This window comes from Nocardia neocaledoniensis, assembly GCF_003182135.1.
Taxonomy (GTDB): Bacteria; Actinomycetota; Actinomycetes; order Mycobacteriales; family Mycobacteriaceae; genus Nocardia; species Nocardia neocaledoniensis.
Window position 1 is genome coordinate 207,166 of sequence record NZ_QGTL01000008.1, and the last position, 18,655, is coordinate 225,820.

General features: G+C 71.3%; 18 protein-coding genes. 15 read left to right on the forward strand and 3 right to left on the reverse strand.

What is annotated here, in order from left to right; genetic code table 11:
* Positions 1–12: 12 nt before the first annotated feature.
* On the reverse strand, positions 13–888 hold the full coding sequence (locus tag DFR69_RS22135) for a ribokinase (RefSeq protein ID WP_110039520.1): 876 nt from the start codon (positions 886–888) through the stop codon (positions 13–15).
* 164 nt (positions 889–1,052) lie between these two features.
* Here DFR69_RS22135 and DFR69_RS22140 point away from each other — a divergent pair, with 164 nt between their 5' ends.
* The 11 genes from DFR69_RS22140 to lexA all read left to right on the forward strand — a co-directional run bounded on the left by DFR69_RS22140 (position 1,053) and on the right by lexA (position 11,144).
* On the forward strand, positions 1,053–2,318 hold the full coding sequence (locus DFR69_RS22140) for a glutamate-5-semialdehyde dehydrogenase (RefSeq protein ID WP_110039521.1): 1,266 nt from the start codon (positions 1,053–1,055) through the stop codon (positions 2,316–2,318).
* A complete protein-coding gene (locus DFR69_RS22145; RefSeq protein ID WP_110039522.1) occupies positions 2,315–3,193 on the forward strand; it encodes an AAA family ATPase in 879 nt (292 codons plus the stop codon). Before DFR69_RS22140 ends, DFR69_RS22145 begins: the two co-directional genes overlap by 4 nt.
* Position 3,194: 1 nt before the next feature.
* Positions 3,195–4,586 (forward strand): vWA domain-containing protein, encoded by a 1,392-nt coding sequence (locus DFR69_RS22150; protein WP_110039523.1) that lies wholly within the window; start codon positions 3,195–3,197, stop codon positions 4,584–4,586.
* A 12-nt stretch (positions 4,587–4,598) separates the two neighbouring features.
* Positions 4,599–4,934 carry an MmcQ/YjbR family DNA-binding protein gene (locus tag DFR69_RS22155; RefSeq protein WP_110039524.1) on the forward strand — a complete coding sequence of 112 codons (336 nt, stop codon included), beginning with the start codon at positions 4,599–4,601 and terminating at the stop codon, positions 4,932–4,934.
* A gap of 155 nt (positions 4,935–5,089) precedes the next feature.
* Positions 5,090–6,175 (forward strand): hypothetical protein, encoded by a 1,086-nt coding sequence (locus tag DFR69_RS22160; RefSeq protein ID WP_146229397.1) that lies wholly within the window; start codon positions 5,090–5,092, stop codon positions 6,173–6,175.
* An 11-nt stretch (positions 6,176–6,186) separates the two neighbouring features.
* Complete coding sequence (gene nadD / locus DFR69_RS22165; protein ID WP_110039526.1) at positions 6,187–6,831, forward strand: nicotinate-nucleotide adenylyltransferase; 645 nt, start codon at positions 6,187–6,189, stop codon at positions 6,829–6,831.
* A complete protein-coding gene (gene rsfS, locus DFR69_RS22170) occupies positions 6,828–7,241 on the forward strand; it encodes a ribosome silencing factor (protein WP_110039527.1) in 414 nt (137 codons plus the stop codon). Before nadD ends, rsfS begins: the two co-directional genes overlap by 4 nt.
* The gene (locus DFR69_RS22175; RefSeq protein ID WP_110039528.1) at positions 7,238–7,897 is read left to right on the forward strand and encodes a histidine phosphatase family protein; all 660 of its coding nucleotides are present in this window, start codon (positions 7,238–7,240) and stop codon (positions 7,895–7,897) included. The genes rsfS and DFR69_RS22175 overlap by 4 nt, the downstream gene beginning before the upstream one ends.
* Positions 7,898–7,937: 40 nt before the next feature.
* The gene (octT, locus tag DFR69_RS35350; protein ID WP_244198394.1) at positions 7,938–9,575 is read left to right on the forward strand and encodes a diglucosylglycerate octanoyltransferase; all 1,638 of its coding nucleotides are present in this window, start codon (positions 7,938–7,940) and stop codon (positions 9,573–9,575) included.
* Between the two features lie 3 nt (positions 9,576–9,578).
* Positions 9,579–10,421 (forward strand): DegV family protein, encoded by an 843-nt coding sequence (locus tag DFR69_RS22185; protein ID WP_110039529.1) that lies wholly within the window; start codon positions 9,579–9,581, stop codon positions 10,419–10,421.
* 72 nt (positions 10,422–10,493) lie between these two features.
* Positions 10,494–11,144: a transcriptional repressor LexA gene (gene lexA / locus DFR69_RS22190; protein WP_110039530.1), complete on the forward strand. Its 651-nt coding sequence runs from the start codon at positions 10,494–10,496 to the stop codon at positions 11,142–11,144.
* 12 nt (positions 11,145–11,156) lie between these two features.
* Here the strand turns inward: lexA and DFR69_RS22195 are convergent, their stop codons facing one another.
* Complete coding sequence (locus DFR69_RS22195; protein ID WP_110039531.1) at positions 11,157–12,119, reverse strand: DUF2332 domain-containing protein; 963 nt, start codon at positions 12,117–12,119, stop codon at positions 11,157–11,159.
* Between the two features lie 74 nt (positions 12,120–12,193).
* Positions 12,194–12,505 carry a hypothetical protein gene (locus tag DFR69_RS22200; RefSeq protein WP_110039532.1) on the reverse strand — a complete coding sequence of 104 codons (312 nt, stop codon included), beginning with the start codon at positions 12,503–12,505 and terminating at the stop codon, positions 12,194–12,196.
* Positions 12,506–12,656: 151 nt separating this feature from the next.
* Here DFR69_RS22200 and DFR69_RS22205 point away from each other — a divergent pair, with 151 nt between their 5' ends.
* The 4 genes from DFR69_RS22205 to holA all read left to right on the forward strand — a co-directional run bounded on the left by DFR69_RS22205 (position 12,657) and on the right by holA (position 18,652).
* Positions 12,657–13,619, forward strand: coding sequence for a ComEA family DNA-binding protein (locus tag DFR69_RS22205; protein ID WP_186817476.1), 963 nt, complete (start codon positions 12,657–12,659; stop codon positions 13,617–13,619).
* The gene (locus DFR69_RS34160; protein ID WP_146229398.1) at positions 13,616–13,915 is read left to right on the forward strand and encodes a hypothetical protein; all 300 of its coding nucleotides are present in this window, start codon (positions 13,616–13,618) and stop codon (positions 13,913–13,915) included. Before DFR69_RS22205 ends, DFR69_RS34160 begins: the two co-directional genes overlap by 4 nt.
* On the forward strand, positions 13,912–17,499 hold the full coding sequence (locus tag DFR69_RS34895; RefSeq protein WP_186817477.1) for a ComEC/Rec2 family competence protein: 3,588 nt from the start codon (positions 13,912–13,914) through the stop codon (positions 17,497–17,499). The genes DFR69_RS34160 and DFR69_RS34895 overlap by 4 nt, the downstream gene beginning before the upstream one ends.
* A gap of 181 nt (positions 17,500–17,680) precedes the next feature.
* Positions 17,681–18,652: a DNA polymerase III subunit delta gene (gene holA / locus DFR69_RS22215; RefSeq protein WP_110039533.1), complete on the forward strand. Its 972-nt coding sequence runs from the start codon at positions 17,681–17,683 to the stop codon at positions 18,650–18,652.
* The last annotated feature ends 3 nt before the right edge of the window (positions 18,653–18,655 follow it).

Below are 18,655 nucleotides of genomic sequence, written 5' to 3' on the forward strand. Positions count from 1 at the left end.
CGTCTTCCGTGGTCAACCAGTTCGGAGAAGTGCCCGAATTTCATCCTGTCCAGGGATAGACGAGCTGGCGCCGAGGCGGGTGGTGGCCACCGCGCCCGCGGCGTTCGCCCATGTCACCGCGGTGGGCGGCCCGGCTGCCCAGGTGGCCACGAGCGCGCCGGTGAACGCGTCGCCCGCGCCGGTGGTGTCGACGACGTCGACCCGGCGGCCGGGGACGGTCAGCTCGGTGCCGTCCGGAGCGCGATACACCGCGCCCGCGCCGCCGCGGGTTCGCACCACATGGGGCACCTCGGGCAGCTCGGTGGAATAGCGTTCGGCCTCCAGCGAATTCACGATGGCCAGGTCGACGTCGGCCCACAGTTGGGCCGGTAGTGGCTGGACCGGTGAGGGATTCAGGGCGACGACGGTGCCCGACGAGCGGGCGTGCCGGGCGGCGGCGGCCACGGTGTCGAGCGGAATCTCCAACTGGCACAGCAGGATGTCGGCCCTGGCGATGGCATCGAGTTCATCGCTGGTCAGGTCGGTCACCCGGCCGTTGGCGCCCGCCACGACGATGATGCTGTTCTCGCCGGTCCCGTCGACCACGATGGTCGCGACCCCGCTCGGACCGTCGACGATGCGCATCAGGGTGGTGTCCACGCCCGCGTCGGTCAGCGTCGAGCGCAAGGTCGCGCCGAACGCGTCGTCACCGACCGCGCCGAGGAAACGCACCCTCGCGCCCGACCGTGCCGCCGCGATCGCCTGATTGGCGCCCTTGCCGCCCGGCACCGTCGCGAAACCCGTCCCGAGCACTGTCTCCCCGGGTTCCGGTCTGCGCGCGGTCGTGGTGACCAGATCCATGTTGACGCTGCCCAACACGACGACGGTCTGCCCAGCGGGAGTCTCCATGTTCGCCAACCTAGCGATCGCGGGGCCCGGCGTGGCGGGGCTTGTGGACAATTCTCCCGCTGGCGCGAAACCTGTGGACAACTCGGTCCCCGCGCCGGTCGGAGCCGTATTCGGGGGTCCGGGTGGCGGCGAGCGGGCGAGCCGGACTGCGTAGGCTGGTGCCCATGACGGTAGAAGTGACCCCCGAGCTCGACATCCGCGCAGCGGTGCACGACGCCGCCCGCAGGGCTCGCGTCGCGTCCCGCGTGCTGGCTCAGCTCACCACGGCGCAGAAGAACGACGCACTGCACGCGGCGGCCGACGCCCTGCTCGCCGCCGCCGACCGCGTGCTCGCGGCCAACGAGGCCGATATCGAGGCGGCGCGGGCCGCGGGGACGGAGGAGAACTTGCTCGATCGCCTCCGGCTGACCAAGGCTCGCGTCGACGGCATCGCCTCCGGCCTGCGCCAGGTGGCCGGGCTGCCCGATCCGGTCGGCGTGGTCGTACGCGGCTCCACGCTGCCCAACGGTCTCGAGATCCGCCAGACCAGGGTCCCGCTCGGCGTGGTCGGCATGGTGTACGAGGCCCGGCCCAACGTCACCGTCGACGCGTTCGGCCTCGCCCTCAAGTCGGGCAACGCCGCCCTGCTGCGCGGTTCCTCCTCTGCGGCGAACTCCAACGCCACCCTGGTCGAGGTGCTGCGCGAAGCCCTTGTCGCCCAGGACATCCCGGCCGACGCGGTGCAGCTGCTGCCCAGCCACGACCGTTCCAGCGTCACCCACCTCATCCAGGCCCGCGGCCTGGTCGACGTGGTCATCCCGCGCGGCGGCGCCGGCCTGATCAACGCGGTGGTGCGCGACGCCCAGGTGCCCACCATCGAAACCGGCACCGGCAACTGCCACGTCTACGTGCACTCCGCCGCCGACCTCGACATGGCCGAGGCCATCGTCCTCAACGCCAAGACCCGCCGCCCCAGCGTGTGCAACGCGGCCGAGACCCTGCTGATCGACGCGGCCGTCGCCGACACCGCGCTGCCGCGGCTGAGCAAGGCCCTCACCGACGCCGGCGTCACCATCCACGGCGATCTGCCCGGCCAGGTGCCCGCCACCGAGGCCGACTGGGGCGAGGAGTACCTCACGATGGACATCGCGCTCCAGGTCGTCGACGGTCTCGACGCGGCCGTCGAGCACATCAACACCTGGGGCACCGGCCACACCGAGGCCATCGTCACCGCCGACCTGGCCGCCGCCAGGGAGTTCACCACCCGCGTCGACGCGGCCGCGGTGATGGTCAACGCGTCCACCGCGTTCACCGACGGCGAGCAATTCGGCTTCGGCGCCGAGATCGGCATCTCCACCCAGAAGCTGCATGCCCGCGGCCCGATGGCACTGCCCGAACTCACCTCCACCAAGTGGATCGTGTGGGGCGACGGCCAGACTCGGCCGGTGTGACCGTGACACTGGTAGAGGAACCGATCTTCACCTCGGTCGACGACGTCATCGCCCGCCTGGCCACCACCGGCTACCTCGCCGACAAGGCCACGGCCACGTCGGTCTTCCTGGCCGACCGCCTCGGCAAGCCCCTGCTCATCGAGGGCCCCGCCGGCGTCGGCAAGACCGAACTGTCGCGGGCGGTGGCGCAGGTCGCCGGCGCGGAACTGGTCCGCCTGCAGTGCTACGAGGGCGTCGACGAGGCACGCGCGCTCTATGAGTGGAATCACGCCAAGCAGATCCTGCGGATCCAGGCGTCGAGTGAGAACGACTGGGCCGAAACCAAAGCCGACGTCTTCACCGAGGAGTTCCTGCTCTCGCGTCCGCTGCTCACCGCCATCCGACGCAGTGAGCCGACGGTCCTGCTGATCGACGAGACCGACAAGGCCGATGTCGAGATCGAGGGCCTGCTGCTCGAGGTGCTCAGCGATTTCGCGGTGACGGTGCCGGAACTGGGCACCATCACCGCCACCAGGAAGCCGTTCGTGGTGCTCACCTCGAACGCCACCCGCGAACTGTCCGAGGCGCTCAAACGCCGCTGCCTGTACCTGCACCTGGACTTCCCCGACGAAGACCTGGAGCGGCGCATCCTGGCCAGCCGCGTTCCCGAGCTGTCGGCCGCGGTGGGTGAGCAGTTGGTGCGGATCGTGCACGTGCTGCGCGGCATGCAGCTCAAGAAGCTGCCGTCGGTGGCCGAGTCGATCGACTGGGGCCACACCCTGCTGGCCCTCGGCGCCGAGGACCTCGACGACGCGACCGTGCGCGCCACCCTCGGCGTCGTGCTCAAGCACCGCAGCGACCACCAGCGCGCGCTGGCCGAGCTGAAGCTGGTGTGAGATGAGCGCGCCCGCCCCGCACGGACTCGGTGGGCACGTCGCCGGGTTCGTGGCGGCGCTGCGTGCCCGCGGCGTCCCGGTGGGGCCGTCGGAGACCGTCGACGCGGGCCGGGTGATCACGGTGCTCGACCTGCTCGATCGCGAGTCGGTCCGGGAGGGGCTGGCGTGCGCGCTGCTGCGCCGCCCGACCCATCGCGCCACCTTCGACGGGCTGTTCGATCTGTGGTTCCCGGTCGCGGTGGGCGAGCGCAGCGCGTCGTCTCCCGAAGTGCCACGCACCCCGGACGGAAAAGTCGACCTGCCCGCGCTGCGTGAACAGCTGGCCGAGCTGCTCACCGCCGAGGACAGCGGCCCCCAGCTGCAACTGCTGGCGGGGCAGATCGTCGAGCAGCTGGGGCAGTACCAATCGGCGCGCGGCCCCTCGTTCTCCGCGTATCAGGCGCTCAAAGACCTCGCGCCGCAGACGCTGCTGTCGCGGGTGCTGGCCGGTCTCGGGCTGCCGCCCGACGCGAGCGACCGCGATACCGAGGTCGCCCAGCGCCTGGTCCGGGAACGGATCGCGGGCTTTCGCAAGAGCGTGGAAGCCGAGACCAACCGCCGCGTCGCCGAGCAGATCGGGCGTGACCGGGTCGCCACCTACGGCGTCGCCCGCCAGGCCGAGGACGCCGACTTCCTGCGCGCCTCCGAACGCGAACTGGCCGAGCTGCGGCGCGGCACCCAGCGCCTGGCCCGTATCCTCGCCTCGCGACTCGCGGTGCGGCGCAAGCGCGCCCGCCGGGGCGAGATCGACCTGCGCAAGACGCTGCGCGCGTCGATGTCCACCGGCGGCGTCCCGATCGATCTCGTGAACCGCAAGCCCCGCCCCGGCCGCCCGGAATTGGTACTGCTGTGCGACATCTCGGGCTCGGTCGCCGGGTTCAGCAATTTCACCCTGCTGCTGGTGAGCGCCTTGCGTGAGCAGTTCTCCCGCGTGCGGATCTTCGCCTTCGTCGACCGCACCGACGAGGTCACCGGCTTCTTCGACCCGCACGCCGGCCTCGACGACGTTCTGACCAGGATCTTCACCGAATCCCGGATCATCGACGCCGACGGTCACTCCGACTACGGCCAGGCGCTGACCACCTTCGCCGACGGGTTCGCCGACGCCGTCACCAGCCGTAGTTCGCTGCTGGTCCTCGGCGACGGCCGCACCAACTACCGCAATCCGCAACTGGACATCCTGCGGCAGTTGGTCGACACGGCCAAACACGCGCACTGGCTCAACCCCGAACCGCGAAACCTCTGGGGCAGTGGCGATTCGGCGGCCCGCGAGTACGGCGAGGTGATCGAGATGCACGAATGCCGGTCCGCGCGACAGCTCACCGAGGTGGTCTCGCGGCTGTTGCCCGTCTGAAGGAGCAGGTGAATGAGCGACGATCTGCTGGCCTACTGCCTGGCCAAACCCGGTGCCTGGCAGGACGAGCCCTGGGAAGGTGACGTCGTGGCCAAGGTGGGCGACAAGATCTTCGCCTTCCTCGGCACCGGCGCCTCGATCGGTCTCAAATGCGGTCGCGACCGCGCCGAGGCCGACGAACTGGTGCTCATCTACCCGGACGACGTCAGCGCGTCCGCCTATATCGGCCGCTACGGCTGGAACAGCATCACCGTGGACGGCGCCGTCCCCGCCGACGAACTGCGCGAACTGATCGACGCCTCCTACGACGCGGTCGTCGCCAAGCTCCCGAAATCCAAGCGGCCCTGACGGCTTCAGCGAACGTTAAGCGGCTCGAAGGCAGCGCCCACCAAGATCACCGCCATGCTGGCAGGGGCGTCGCGCGGCGACGAGCGGTCCGATCCGAGCTCGGATGTGGGGACCCACGCGTCACGAGCCGGAGCGCATCGGGCTCGGTTCGCTCGGTGAACGACGAGCTCGACGAGAGAACTCCCGCGGTGAGTGGTTCCGGCGACCCCGGCGCGGGCGGCGGGAGGGCCGCGGGTGCTCTCGGCCCGGATTCCGGAGTGGATGCCGCGGCCGGACCCGCGGCGCGTTTCGCGACCGGGGTTATGCGTGGGCTGACGGCGCCCGGCCTGATCACGGTGCGTGGTGCGGACGACCCGCCGCGCGAAGGCGAACGTTGCCTGCCGAGCGGGACCGGCGCCAGGGCGGCGCGCCGGCTGTCCGAGATCGCGGCGGTCCGCCTGGCCGACGCGCCCGCGGCGGCGGAGGAGCAGCTGCGGCGCGCCCTGGTCGTCGGGTACGGCGAGCTGGAGGCGCGCGAGGAGGCCGAGCTCCGCACGAGGCTCGTCACCGCGATCGCCGCGCAGCCGGACCGCGATCCCGATCTGGCGCGCGCCGCCGCGTCGGCCGCCGCCTGCTGGCAGCCGATCTCGGCGGCCGACGCGGCGCATCTCGGGGTGGTCGCGGGACGAGCCTGGCACCGGGCGGGTAGGCATGCCGAAGCGGTCGCGGCTCTCGAGGGGCCGCTGGTGCGCGGCGCCGTCGGCTATCCGCCGGGTGAGCTCGCGCGGGTGCGCGCCGAGTTCGCCGAATCGCTGATCCGGCTCGGCCGCTACCGGCAGGCCGCGTGGCAGTTCACCGAGGCCGCGCGGCTGCTTGCGGGGGACCGGTCGCACCGGCGCAGGCACGCCGACCTCGTATGGTCGGCGGCCGTGGCCCGCGAATGCTGCGGCCAGGAATCGGCGGCCCTCGGGGGTTACCTGCGCGCCGCCGGGCTGTGGGGTGAGCAGGACAAGATCGTGCCGCGTGCCCGCTGTCTGCGGGCCGCGGCCTGGTTGCAACTGCGCGGCCCCGGCGGCCGGGTGCGCGGGCCGTGGTGGGTGACGATGGACGTCCTGCTCGCCGAACTGAACCAGCGGCTCGCCGCCGAGCCCGCCGCGCACATCGCCGACGAGCTCGATCGCACCCGAGCCCAGTTCGCCCAGATGTGCGCGCAGGCGTCGCGGACCAGGTCCGGTCCGCTCGAAGGACGGCAACCCCGTTAAGCTCGGACCTCATGCACGACACAGCTCGGCCGCGCCGCAAGCTCGGCGTCATGGGCGGCACCTTCGACCCCGTTCACCACGGCCACCTGGTCGCGGCGAGCGAGGTCGCGAACCGGTTCGAGCTCGACGAAGTCATCTTCGTGCCGACCGGGCAGCCGTGGCAGAAGGCGAACAAGCAGGTCAGCCCCGCCGAGGACCGCTACCTGATGACCGTCATCGCCACCGCGTCCAATCCCAGGTTCTCGGTCAGCAGGGCCGATATCGAGCGCAACAAGGTCACCTACACGGTCGACACCCTGCGCGAGATGCAGAGCGCCCACCCCGACGCCGAGCTGTACTTCATCACCGGTGCGGACGCGCTGGCCAACATCCTGACATGGCAGGATTGGACCGAACTGTTCGAACTGGCGAAGTTCGTCGGGGTGAGCCGTCCGGGGTACGAGCTGAACACCGACCATCTCGAGGAGCATCTGCGGGACTATCCCGCCGACGCCGTGACGATGATCGAGATCCCCGCGCTGGCCATCTCGTCGAGCGAATGCCGCCGCCGCGCCGCGGAGGGTCGGCCGGTCTGGTACCTCGTCCCCGACGGCGTGGTGCAGTACATATCGAAGCGGCACCTGTATGGGCCCGCAGAAACGGAAGGTAAGGCATGAGTGCCACCGCGGAAGCGGTCGAGATGGCCAAGGTCGCCGCACTCGCGGCCGACGACAAGCTGGCCACCGATGTCGTCGTCCTCGACGTGTCCGAGCAGTTGGTGATCACCGATTGCTTCGTGATCGCCTCGGCGCCCAACGAGCGCCAGGTCAACGCGATCGTCGACAATGTCGAGGAGAAGCTGCGCGCGGCCGGGCACAAGCCGGTCCGCCGCGAGGGGACCCGCGAAGGCCGCTGGGCGCTGCTCGACTACGTCGACATCGTCGTGCACATCCAGCACAACGACGAGCGCAATTTCTATGCGCTGGAGCGGCTGTGGCGTGACTGCCCGACCGTCCCCGTCGACGGTATCGCAGCACCGGCGGCTCCGGCCGCCGCCGACGCACAGGTAGAGGGCGACACCGAGTGAGCAAGTACGCCCATGTGCGCACGCTGATCCTGTTGCGGCACGGGCAGACCGAATGGAACGCGGCCGACCGGATGCAGGGGCAGATCGACACCGATCTCACCGAACTGGGCAGGCAGCAGGCCAAAGAGGCCGCGCGCGAACTGATCTCGCGCAACGCGATCGCCATCCACGCCTCCGATCTGCGGCGCGCCAAGGAGACCGCGCAGGCGCTCGGTGACCTCAGCGACCTGCCGGTGGTCACCGACACCCGGCTGCGCGAGACCCACCTGGGCGACTGGGAGGGACTGACCCATCTCGAGGTCGACGCCGACTATCCCGGCGCCCGGGTGCAGTGGCGGCTCGACGCCACCTATCGCCCGCCCGGCGGCGAGAGCAAACTCGAGGTCGGGGCGCGGGCCCTGCCCGTGGTGCGCGAACTGTACAACGACCGGCAGGATTGGCCCGGCCGGACTATCATCCTGGTGGCGCACGGCGGGCTGATCGCGGCCCTGACGGCCGCGTTGCTGGATCTGCCCCCGGCGAACTGGCCTGCCCTCGGTGGGCTGGCCAACACGAGCTGGGTGCAGCTGTCCAGCCACGGCCCGGACATCGATACACCCGGCTGGCGCCTCGATGTTTGGAACGCAGCGGCGAAGGTAGCTCCCGATGTCCTCTGAAGAGCCCGTCCGATCGGTACCGGACGAACTGTTCCAGCAGGTGACGGCCAAGGCCGGACGGCAATTGCCGGACGCCCTGTTCGGCCCGCCACCCGCTCGCCCCGCACGCCCAGAGCGTGAGGAGCCCATCCGTTCGGTACCGGACGAACTCTTCAAGCAGGTCACCGCGCGCAGCGAACGGTCGCTGCCCGATGCGCTGTTCGGCCCGGCCCCTGCGCCGGTCGTCGCCGACCCCGACACCGCGGAGCCAGCGGCTGGCGACGTGGCCGCCGGCGACTCTGGCGGGTCGTCGGACGACAGCGATGCCGACGCCGACGATGACCAATCGGCGCGCGCGGACACCTCGGCTGACGCCGACGAGCGGACTGGCGAGGCCGCCACAGTCACGGGTTCCGCTGTCCCGCAGCCGGATACCGTCGCGGTAGCGGAAACCGTCGATGCGGTGGAATCCGCTTTCTCCGAGCGATCGGCTGATTCGGTAGTGGTCGCCGACTCGGCGGCGTCGCCCGCTGCGAGTGGCGAGGAACTGGTGCGTGCGACGGCTGGTGCGGATTCGACCGCGCCGCAGGACTTCCCGGCTGCGAGCGCCGGTGAAGATCGCGATGCTCTCGCCGAGCCGTCGGAGACGCCTTCGCCCGCATCCACCGCTGCCGTCGAGTCTTCGACGGCAGCGGATACCTCCTCGGGCAGCGCCGCTGTCTCCACGGCCGCGCCCGCCGTCACCGAACCCGGTGCGGTTGAACCCGAAACGGCCGATGCGGACACGTCCGTCGTCGCGGTGAGCGCGGATGGATCCACTGCCGAGGTGGCCTCTCCGGGCGCCGACGCGTTGTCGACAGCGGGAGGCGGATCCGAAGCAGGCGCCCCAGTGGTGCACGATGCTGCGGCAGTGGCGGACTCCACCGCCGTTCCCGTGGCGGAGGCCCCGCTCGTCGAGGTCGCCGAGGCACCGAGCCCGGTGTCCTCCGCTTCTCCCCGGCCGGTTCTGCTCGTGATCGCCGATTCGCTGGCGTACTACGGCCCCAAGGGCGGTCTGCCCGCGGATGACCCGCGGATCTGGCCGAATATGGTGGCCGCCGAACTGGATTGGGATGTCGAGCTGATCGCCCGGATCGGCTGGACCTGCCGGGATGCCTACTGGGCGCTCATCGGTGATCCCCGCGTCTGGGCCGCGGTGCCCCGCGCCGGCGCGGTCGTGTTCGCCGTCGGCGGCATGGACACCCTGCCGTCGCCGCTGCCCACCGCGTTGCGCGAACTGATCCGCTACATCCGTCCGCCGAAGCTGCGGCGCGGGGTGCGCGCGTCCTACAACTGGCTGCAGCCGAAGCTGTCGAAACTGGGTCGCCCCGTGGCACTTCCGCCACGGGTGAGCGTCGACTACTTGGAGCAGTCGCGCGAGGCGCTCAACCACCTGCGTCCGGAACTGCCCGTGGTCGCGGTGCTGCCGTCGGTGCACAAGTGCGATGCCTACGGGCGGGTGCACCGTGGCCGCGCGCGTGCGGTCAAGGCGCTGCGGGCGTGGTCGGGCCGGACGTCGGTGCCGCTGGTCGATCTGGGTGAAGCGGTGCGCGACGACATCGAGTCGGGTGCGGCGAATCCGGACGGCATCCACTGGGGCTGGGCCGGGCACGCGGCGGTGGCGACGGCGATGACCAAGGCGCTGCAGGAGGTCAGGTAGTCCGTGGCCGTTGTAGTGGTCACCGATTCGGCGTCCGGGCTGTCGGCCGATGTCGTCGCCGAGCTCGGTATCGAAGTGGTGCCGTTGCACGTGCTCGTCGGTGATCGGCAGATCCGCGAAGGTGTCGACCCCGTCGAGATCGACTACTCGACCGACTCGGTCAGCACCTCGGCGGCCTCGCCCGGTGAACTGCGCGAGGCCTACGAGCGAGCACTGACGCACAGCGACGGCGACGGTGTCGTCGCCATCCACCTCTCGCGCACGCTGTCGGCGACCTGGGAGTCCGGACGCCAGGCGGTGCGCGACATGGGCGCGGAAGATCGTGTGCGCCTGGTGGATTCGCTGGGCGCCGGCTTGGCCACCGGCCTGCCGGTGCTCGCCGCCGCGCGCCGGGCCCGCGCGGGCGAGGCGCTGGACGCGGTCTACGAGCGGGCGGTCGCCGCGGCGGCCCGCGCCCGCACCTTCATCCTGGTGAACCGCACCGAGCAGCTGCGCAAGGGCGGCCGGTTGAGCAGTGCCGCGGCCTTCTTCGGCAGTGAACTGGTGACGAAGCCGTTGCTGCACCTGGTCGAGGGCAAGCTGGAGTTGCGCGAGAAGGTGCGCACCAGGTCGCGGGCCTACGCGAAGCTGGTCGCCGCGGCGGTGGATGCCGCCGGGCGCGACGGCGCGGCGCTGGGCGTGCAGCATCTCGGCGCTGCCGAGGCGGCCGAGAACATCGCCGCCCAGCTGCGCGAACAGGTTCCGGATGTCGCGGAACTGCACGTCACCGAGTTCGGCCCCACGCTGGGCGTGCATCTCGGTGTCGGCGCGCTCGGTGTCCTCGTCGTCCCGGGCGGATGCGCGTGAGAGTGCGGCCGTGGCGGACGCGCCGGGAACCTGCGCCGTCACGCTGATCCCGGCCGGCACTACGATGCCCCGGTGACCGGTTACGACGACTTCGACTTCCCCGACACCTCGCACCTGCCGCCGCGCAGACAACACATCCTCGCGGTGATCCGGGATTCGGTGCTCGCGCACGGCTATCCGCCCAGCGCCAGGGAGATCGCCGACGCGGTCGGTCTGCGGTCCACGTCGACGGTCTCCAAGCATCTGAAAGCGTTGGAGGAAGACGGTTTCCTGCGTCGCGGCGCCGCCATGACCCGCCCGATCGATGTGCGGCTGTTCCTTCGCGACGCGCCGGGGGTCCAGTCCGAGGCATCGGTCACCGTGCCGGTGGTCGGCGACATCGCGGCGGGCACCCCGATCCTGGCCGAGCAGAACCCTGACGACCTGCTCACCCTGCCACGCGAACTCGTCGGCCGCGGTGAGGTTTTCGGCCTGCGCGTGCGCGGCGACTCGATGATCGACGCCGCCATCTGCGACGGCGACCTCGTGATCGTCCGCAGTCAGCGCGAGGCGAACACCGGTGACATCGTGGCCGCGATGATCGGCGAGGAAGCCACCGTCAAGGTCTTCCGCCGTCGCAACGGCCATGTCCTGCTCGAACCCCGCAATCCCGCCTACTCGGTCATCGACGGCGCCGAAGCCACCATCCTCGGCCGGGTCGTCTCCGTCATGCGCCGCCTCTGATCCATGGCTTTTTCATGCCGGGCCGAACCAGTCCAACCACTGACCGTGCGGCCCGGCCCAGGCCACGGGCTCCCCGTCCACCGCCACGACCATTCGCGCGGCAGTCGTCTCCTCGTGCGGTAGTCGATCGGCGAAGCCGGGGAGAACCCCCACGCCTTCCTGCGAGACCCAATGACACGGCAGCTGCCGCACGGTCGCGACGAACTGCCGTCGCGCCGGCAGCGGCAAGTAGGTGAGTACTGCGCTGTGGAACACGACAACGGTGCTGTCGCTGGGCGCGGCCGCGACCAGTTCGCCGATCCTGTCCGTCAGGTCGCCCGTCACCAAGCGCGGCGGATCCGCGGCCGCGATCGCGGCGACCGCGCGCAGCCTGGCGAGCCGGTCGTCCTGTCCGGGCCAGACGAGCGCTTCCAGCCACTCCCGATCTGCAGGATCGGACACGTCCAGCGGATTCAGGTCGACGCCGGCCCGGTGGACCACCTCCGGCGGTCGTGCGGGGATCGGCGCGGGCCCGGAGACCCTGCACGACAACCGCACCGGTGACGGGCCCTCGAGCGGATCCACGGCGACGTCGCCATATCGATAACTCAGGCGGTCCGGGAACAGGCACAGCCCCGCCGACGCGCCGGCTTCGATCAGGGACAGGGGTCCGGGAAACCGGGCGAATGCGGGCAACAGTGTCGCCGAGCGCCCGGCTTCGTTCGTCTGGGTGCGTCTGCTCCCCGCCGTCTCGCCGATTGCGGGCCAGTGGGCGATCAGCTGTTCCCGGAATTCGCGGTAGGAGGCGGCGGTCGCGCCGGTGACCCGCGCGGCGGCCAGGATCAGATTCGGCTGCTGTTTGTCGGTGGGAAGCTGGGAGATCAGGGCGAGCACGGCGTCGTCGCCGGCGATGTCGACGGCGCGCTGTTCGTAGCACGGCGAATTGCCGCGTGCCTCGCGGTGGGCGAAGTCGAGGAAGCGACGGCGCAAGTCCATGTGCCCATTCGTAGGCGGTCTCGGGTCCGGGGCACACTGTATTCGCGCAGGCGTGGCCGATCCGTTGTCGCTGTTCACGGCAGAAGGTACAGACGCTCGTTGGGCAGGCGGGGCAGCCCGCGGCAGGGGCGGGAATCGACGGCGACCGAGCACGGCCGCTTGGCAGCGATGTCCTGGACGAAGGCGAGGGCCGCGGTCCGGCACGCGGCGAATTCCATGCGGACGGCGGGGAATTGCACGAGCACGCGGATGTCGGGCTCGTCGGGGCGCGGCGAACGTCCACGCAGCGGTACGGCGGGATGTCGTCGGGCGATGCACGCGGCGAGGATTCCGCGGGGGCGGTTCGTGGTGACGGTGGAACTCCGGGTCTCGATGGCGTTGGGCATGGGCGCACCGTAGGCGAGCGAGCGAATACGTTCGGTGTTCGTAGGAGTGTCTGACCGGCAGTTGTCCACAGGCTCGGAGTTATCCACAGGTTCGATCGAACCGCAGGTCGTCGCCGGTTTCGCGGTGGGCGCCGGTCGTAGCTTCGGTGGCATGTCACGACACGAAGAGCACGAGCGGGTACGGCAGCGGCTGGGTGGTCTCGCGGTACGCGACCAGGCGGGGTCGATGCGAACTGGGCCGGACCGCGCCGGGGTGCGCGGCGGCCGTGGTACCGAAGGGCGTTGGGACGACGAGGAACTCCCGCCGGGCGAGGTGCGCGCGCCGGGCTGGCTCGACACGGGCGGCGAGCCGCGCGGGCTGCGACGCCTTGTGCCCGAGCGGTTCCGGGCGGCGCGAGTCGACCCGGGCCGGCCGGGTGCCTTCGTGCTGGCGCTGGTGGGGGTGGTCGCGGTGGTGTTCACGGGCGTGCTGGTGCTACGCGACCAGCCGACCCAGCAGTCCGTGCCGCCGGTACCGGTCGTCCGCGCGGAACACATCGGTGGCCGCGGTGAGCCGACGACCACCGTTGCGGCGGCCCCGGGCCAGGTACCGACCCCGAGCGCGGAAGTCGTTGTCAGCGTGATGGGTCTGGTCGAACGCCCCGGCCTGCACCGCCTCCCCGCCGGCGCCCGGATCGCCGACGCGCTCGACCTGGCCGGCGGCGCCCGCGACGGCGCCGACCTGGCCGGCCTCAACCTGGCCCAGCGTCTGGCCGACGGCGATCAGGTCGTCATCGGTGCGGCCGACCCCGGTTCGCCTGTGCCGCGCCACGGCAGCACCATGATCAGCGCGGGCGGTAGCCCACCTGCCACATCGAACGCCGGGAGCGCGACGGGCACCACCAGCCCCGCGCCCTCGAAGACCGGTGTGGCGCAGGACGGCAAGCGCGTCGATCTGAATACCGCCACCGAGGCCGAACTCGACGCGCTCCCCGGCGTCGGCCCGGTGACAGCCAAAGCGATCCTCACCTGGCGGTCGACCAACGGCAAGTTCACCGACGTGACCCAGCTCGGCGAAGTCGACGGCATCGGTCCCGCCCGCCTCGCCCGACTTCGCGACCTGGTCACGACGTGACCGCAGCACCGCGGGAACGACCCGCCGACGCGGTCGGCGGTATCGACAGCACAGCAGACATTGCGGACGATGCCGACCGCATCGGTGTGGTCGCTGGTGGCGCGGCTGACAGCGAACCCGACACGGCCGACGGCGCGTCGGGAGATGCGGCCACGAGGAAGTTCGTCGCCTGCTACCCGGATTGTGTCGAACACTCCTACAGCAGTGTGGAATTCGGATGCTTCGGCCTGACGTCGGTTCTCGGACCTCACGGAGCAGGTGGGGACGCTACGGATGCCGCGCAGGTCGACGGATGAGCGTGCTGCGGGAAGACGAGCGCGTGGTGGGGGAGCGGCATGTTCTCGACATGCGGCTGGTGCCCGCGGCGGTGGGCTGCTGGGTGGCGACGATCGTCGCGGTGTCGGTGGGGTGGGTCGCCGGCGTGGTGCTCGCGGTCGGCGCGGTGGTGATCGCGCTCGGCCTGTGGGTGGTGGTGTTGTGGGCGATCGCGCACGAGCGGGAGCGGTGGCGGGTGGTCGCGGTCGCGGGACTGGCGACGATGGTGTTGACGGCCGGATTCGCGGCCGCCGGCGCCTGGCGGGAGCATCATGTGCGGGCCCACCCCTTGCGGGAGTCGGTCGGGAAGTCGGTGACCGTGCTGGCGGCTGTCACCGATGACCCGAAATCGATGCGCGCGGGCGGATTCGGTGGCCAGCGGCGCTGGATCGTGCACGCGGGACTGCGCGAGTTCGGGAGCGGGACCGCGACGACCAGGGCGGGCGGAGCGATCGTCGTCCTCGCCGGTGGCGATGCGTGGGCGGATCTGGCTCCGGGGCAGGTCATCCGGTTCCGCGCGCGGGTGAGCGAGCCCCATCGCGCGGATCTCACCGTGGTCACCCTGAACGCCCTGGCCGACCCGGTTCGCCACGGCGAACCCCCGTGGTGGCAACGGGTCGCCGCGGGGATACGTGCCGATCTCGTCGGCGCCGCAGCGCGCGCACTGCCACCTGACGCGGCGGGCCTGCTGCCAGCCCTGGTGGTCGGAGACACGACTGCCCTCTCGGACGGGGTGCGTGACTCGTTCGAAACAGCGGGGCTGCAGCACTTGTGCGTGGTGAGTGGTGCGAACTTCACCATCCTGCTGACGGCGCTGTTGGCCTTGACCCGCCTGCTCACGGCTGGTCCACGTGTCAGCGCGGCGGCCGCGGCCGGTGTGGTGGTGGTGTTCATCGTTCTGGCGCGGCCCGACCCGAGTGTCCTGCGCGCTGCCGCGATGGGTTCGGTCACCGTGTTGGCGTTGCTCACCGGCCGCCGCAAACAAGCCCTCCCCGCCTTAGGCGCTGCGGTGATCGGGTTGCTCGTTGTGGCACCGGGATTGGCGGTGAGCGCTGGCTTCGCACTCTCGGTGCTGGCGACGGCCGGGCTGATCCTGCTGGCGCCGAGTTGGGCCGACTGGCTGCGTGCTCGCGGGTGGTGGCGGGCACCGGCGGAGATCGTGGCGGTCTCGGCGGGTGCGTTCGTCGTCACCCTGCCCCTCATGGTCGGGCTGTCCGGTCGAGTGAGTCTGGTGGCGATCGTCGCGAATGCTCTTGTCGCGCCGGTGGTAGGCGTGATCACGGTGATCGGCGCGGTGGGCGCGGTCGTCGCCTGTCTGTGGCATGACGCGGCGGTCCCGGTGCTGTGGTGCGCGCGTCCGCCCCTGTGGTGGTTGCTCTCGGTGGCCGATCGGATGGCGGCGATACCCGGCGCCTCCCTGAGCGTGCCTTCCGGCCTCGGCGCCGGTCTCGTCGCCACCGCCGTCGTGGTCGTCGTGGTCGCCGCGTTGCGGTGGTCGACGACGCGGCGACTGCTGGCGGTCGGCGTGCTCGGTGTCGCGATAGTCCTTGTGCCGGTCCGGCTGTGGCATCCAGGGTGGCCACCCGACGGTTGGGTCCTCGCGATGTGCGATGTCGGTCAAGGCGACGGACTAGCTCTGTCCGTCGGTCCCGGCGCCGCGGTCGTCATCGACACCGGCCCCGACCCACGTGCGATTCGCCGCTGCCTGGACCGCCTGCGGATCACCCGCATCCCCCTGCTCGTCCTCACCCACCCCCACGCCGACCACATCGACGGCCTCGCCGGCGCCCTCCGCGGCCGCACCATCGACGCCATCGCCACCGCCCCAGGCGAACTCAGTATCAGCGGCGGCACCCCACCCTGCCCAACGAACCCGACAGCATCCGCACCAAGCCATCCCACCCCACCCCCTCCGCCCACCTCGGACACCGCGCGCCCACGCCCGACCACCGAAGACGCAGCTCCCATTGCGCCGAGGTTCGCCGAAACCACCGCAACGATGCCGCGCCCAGCAACGGCGCGCTTGCCGATCACGCAGACCCAGGGGTTGCCAGTGCACCACGCGCTTACAAACGGCAACGCGCTTACGGAGAACGACGCGGCAACGGAGGCCAATCCCTCTGCCGAAGCCCGCGCGGCTACGGAGGTCAACGCGCCTACGGAGGCTCACTCGCCCGCGGAGGGCGACGCGCCTGCGGAGGGCGACGCGCCTGCGGAGGCCAGCGCGCCTGCGGAGGTCAACGCGCCTGCGGAGGTCAGCGCGCCTACGGAGGGCAACGCGCCCACGGAGGACAAGGCATCTTCGAAGGACAACGCGCCTACGGAGGTCAACGCGCCTACGGCAGTTCACGCGCCCGCGGATGGCGACGCGCCTAGGGAGGTCAACGCGCTTACGGCAGTTCACGCGCCCGCGGAGGGCGACGCGCCTACGGAGGCCCACGCACCTGCGAAGGCCCACGCGCCTACGGGGGTCAACGCGCCTACGGCAGTTCACGCGACCGCGGAGGTCAACGCGCCCGCAGAGGACTCTGCATCGTCGGAGGGCCACGCGCCCACAGCGGACCCCGTGTCGTCGGAGGACCACACGCCCGCGGAGGATCTCGCGTCGTCGGAGGACCACACGCCCACCGACGAGCGCGCGCAGAGTCAGCCCGGCGTTGTCCCTCTTCGTGCCGCGGGGCCGCCCGCGCCCACTGACGACCGTGCGCCGACTCAGCCGGGCGTTGTCCCTCCTCGTGCCGCGGGGCCGCCCGCGCCCACTGACGACCGTGCGCCGACTCAGCCGGGCGTTGTCCCTCCTCGTGCCGCGGGGCCGCCCGCGCCCACAGATGACCGTGTGCCGACTCAGCCGGGCGTCGTCTCTCCCCGTGTCGCGGGACCGTCGGCACCAGCCGTTGATTCGGCAACGCGGGTCGTTTCCGCCGGCCTGAGCGACCCCGTGACGAACGCCGCTGAAACCCGGACCGAGGTGCGGCGCGACGTGTGCCGTGGCGGTGCTGAGAACGGAGGCGAGCCGGGCTTCGAATCGGAGACGGCGCGGCACCGGCACGGTGAGGAAACCGGCGGGATCGAGCGGGTGGTCGACCTCGCGGAGTCCGAGCGGATTTCGCTGATCGAACTTCATGACGGACTCGAATTGCACTTCGGGGCAGTGAGAGTGGAGGTGCTGGCGCCCGGCCGTGACGTCCCGTCGTCGTTCGCCTTGGACGGAGCGAACGACCGGTCGCTCGTGCTACGAGCACAGACGGCCGTGGGCACAATCCTGTTCACCGGCGACATCGAGGAAGCGGCCCAGACCCGGCTCCTCGACCAGGACCTCCGCGCCGACATCGTCAAGATTCCGCACCACGGGTCGCGCACCACCACACCGGCATTCCTTCGCGCGGTCCACCCGCGACTCGCGTTGATCAGCGCAGGAACGGACAACACCTTCGGTCACCCCCACCCCGCCGTCACGACCGCGCTGGGCGCGCTGGGCGCCACCGTCGCGCGCACCGACCGGCACGGCGATGTGGTCGTGTTCGGCACCGCCGCCGACCTCCGCATTGTCACCGCGCGCCGGTAGGCGCGGTGGAAGGCACTTTCGGCCGGCCGCAACTCCGCCATGGCCTGGCCGGTCGATCCTCGAGGGCCGGCGGCGCGCACGGTGGAACCGGCGACAGGAACCGGGCCGTGAGCCCCACGTGGCCCGCATCCCGCACGTGGCCCTCCAGGGACCTGTCGGCGCGCGAACGTAGGATCGCCTGGTGAGCGAAAGCCCTGCCCCGGTGCATCTGGTTCTCGGTGACGAGGAGCTGCTGGTCGAACGCGCGGTCGCGCAGGTGATCGGTCAGGTGCGCGCCGGCGCGCCCGATCCGGAGGCGGTGCCGGTCGACCGGTTGCGCGCCGGCGACGCGAGCACGGCCGAACTGGCTGAGCTGCTGAGCCCGTCGCTGTTCGCCGAGGATCGGGTGATCGTGCTCGAATCGGCCGCCGAGGCGGGCAAGGACGCCGTCGCCGTCATCACCGAGGCCGCGGCCGACCCGCCCGCGGGCGTGGTGCTGCTGGTGCTGCACTCCGGCGGTGGCCGGGCGAAAGCGCTGGCCCCCGCGCTGCAGAAACAGGGTGCGGTGGTCCACGAGTGCGGCAAGCTCACCAAGGCCGCCGAACGGATGGAGTTCGTGCGCGCCGAGTTCCGCGCCGTCGGGGTCAAGGTCCCTGCCGACGTGGTGCAGATCCTGATCGAGTCGGTCGGCTCCGAGCTGCGCGAGCTGGCCGCCGCCTGTTCCCAGTTGGTGGCCGACACGGGCGGCAAGGTCGACGCGAACGCCGTCCGCCGCTACTACTCGGGCCGCGCCGAGGTGACCGGCTTCGACGTCGCCGAACTCGCGGTGGCCGGGGATCGGCCCGCCGCGATGGAGGCGCTGCGCTGGGCCACCGACCGCGGCGTCCCGCACGTGCTGCTGGCCGACGCCCTCGCCGACTCGGTGCACACCATCGCCCGCGTCGGCTCGGCGGGCCGCGGCGACCCCTTCAAACTCGCCCAGCAACTCGGCATGCCGCCCTGGAAGGTCAAGAAGGCCCAGGCGCAGGCCCGCGGCTGGAACCCGGCCACCATCGGCACCGCGCTCCAGGTCGTGGCCACCCTCAACGCCGACGTCAAGGGCGGTGCCGCCGACGCCACCTACGCCGTCGAGCACGCCCTGTCCCGCATCCTGGACCTGCGCGCCGCGAACTGACCG

Coding starts and splice junctions, on each gene's coding strand:
- DFR69_RS22135 (WP_110039520.1), bottom strand. CDS start 888: ATGGAGACTCCCGCTGGGCAGACCGTCGTCGTGTTGGGCAGCGTCAAC.
- DFR69_RS22140 (WP_110039521.1), top strand. CDS start 1,053: ATGACGGTAGAAGTGACCCCCGAGCTCGACATCCGCGCAGCGGTGCAC.
- DFR69_RS22150 (WP_110039523.1), top strand. CDS start 3,195: ATGAGCGCGCCCGCCCCGCACGGACTCGGTGGGCACGTCGCCGGGTTC.
- DFR69_RS22155 (WP_110039524.1), top strand. CDS start 4,599: ATGAGCGACGATCTGCTGGCCTACTGCCTGGCCAAACCCGGTGCCTGG.
- nadD (WP_110039526.1), top strand. CDS start 6,187: ATGCACGACACAGCTCGGCCGCGCCGCAAGCTCGGCGTCATGGGCGGC.
- rsfS (WP_110039527.1), top strand. CDS start 6,828: ATGAGTGCCACCGCGGAAGCGGTCGAGATGGCCAAGGTCGCCGCACTC.
- DFR69_RS22195 (WP_110039531.1), bottom strand. CDS start 12,119: ATGGACTTGCGCCGTCGCTTCCTCGACTTCGCCCACCGCGAGGCACGC.
- DFR69_RS22200 (WP_110039532.1), bottom strand. CDS start 12,505: ATGCCCAACGCCATCGAGACCCGGAGTTCCACCGTCACCACGAACCGC.
- DFR69_RS22205 (WP_186817476.1), top strand. CDS start 12,657: ATGTCACGACACGAAGAGCACGAGCGGGTACGGCAGCGGCTGGGTGGT.
- DFR69_RS34895 (WP_186817477.1), top strand. CDS start 13,912: ATGAGCGTGCTGCGGGAAGACGAGCGCGTGGTGGGGGAGCGGCATGTT.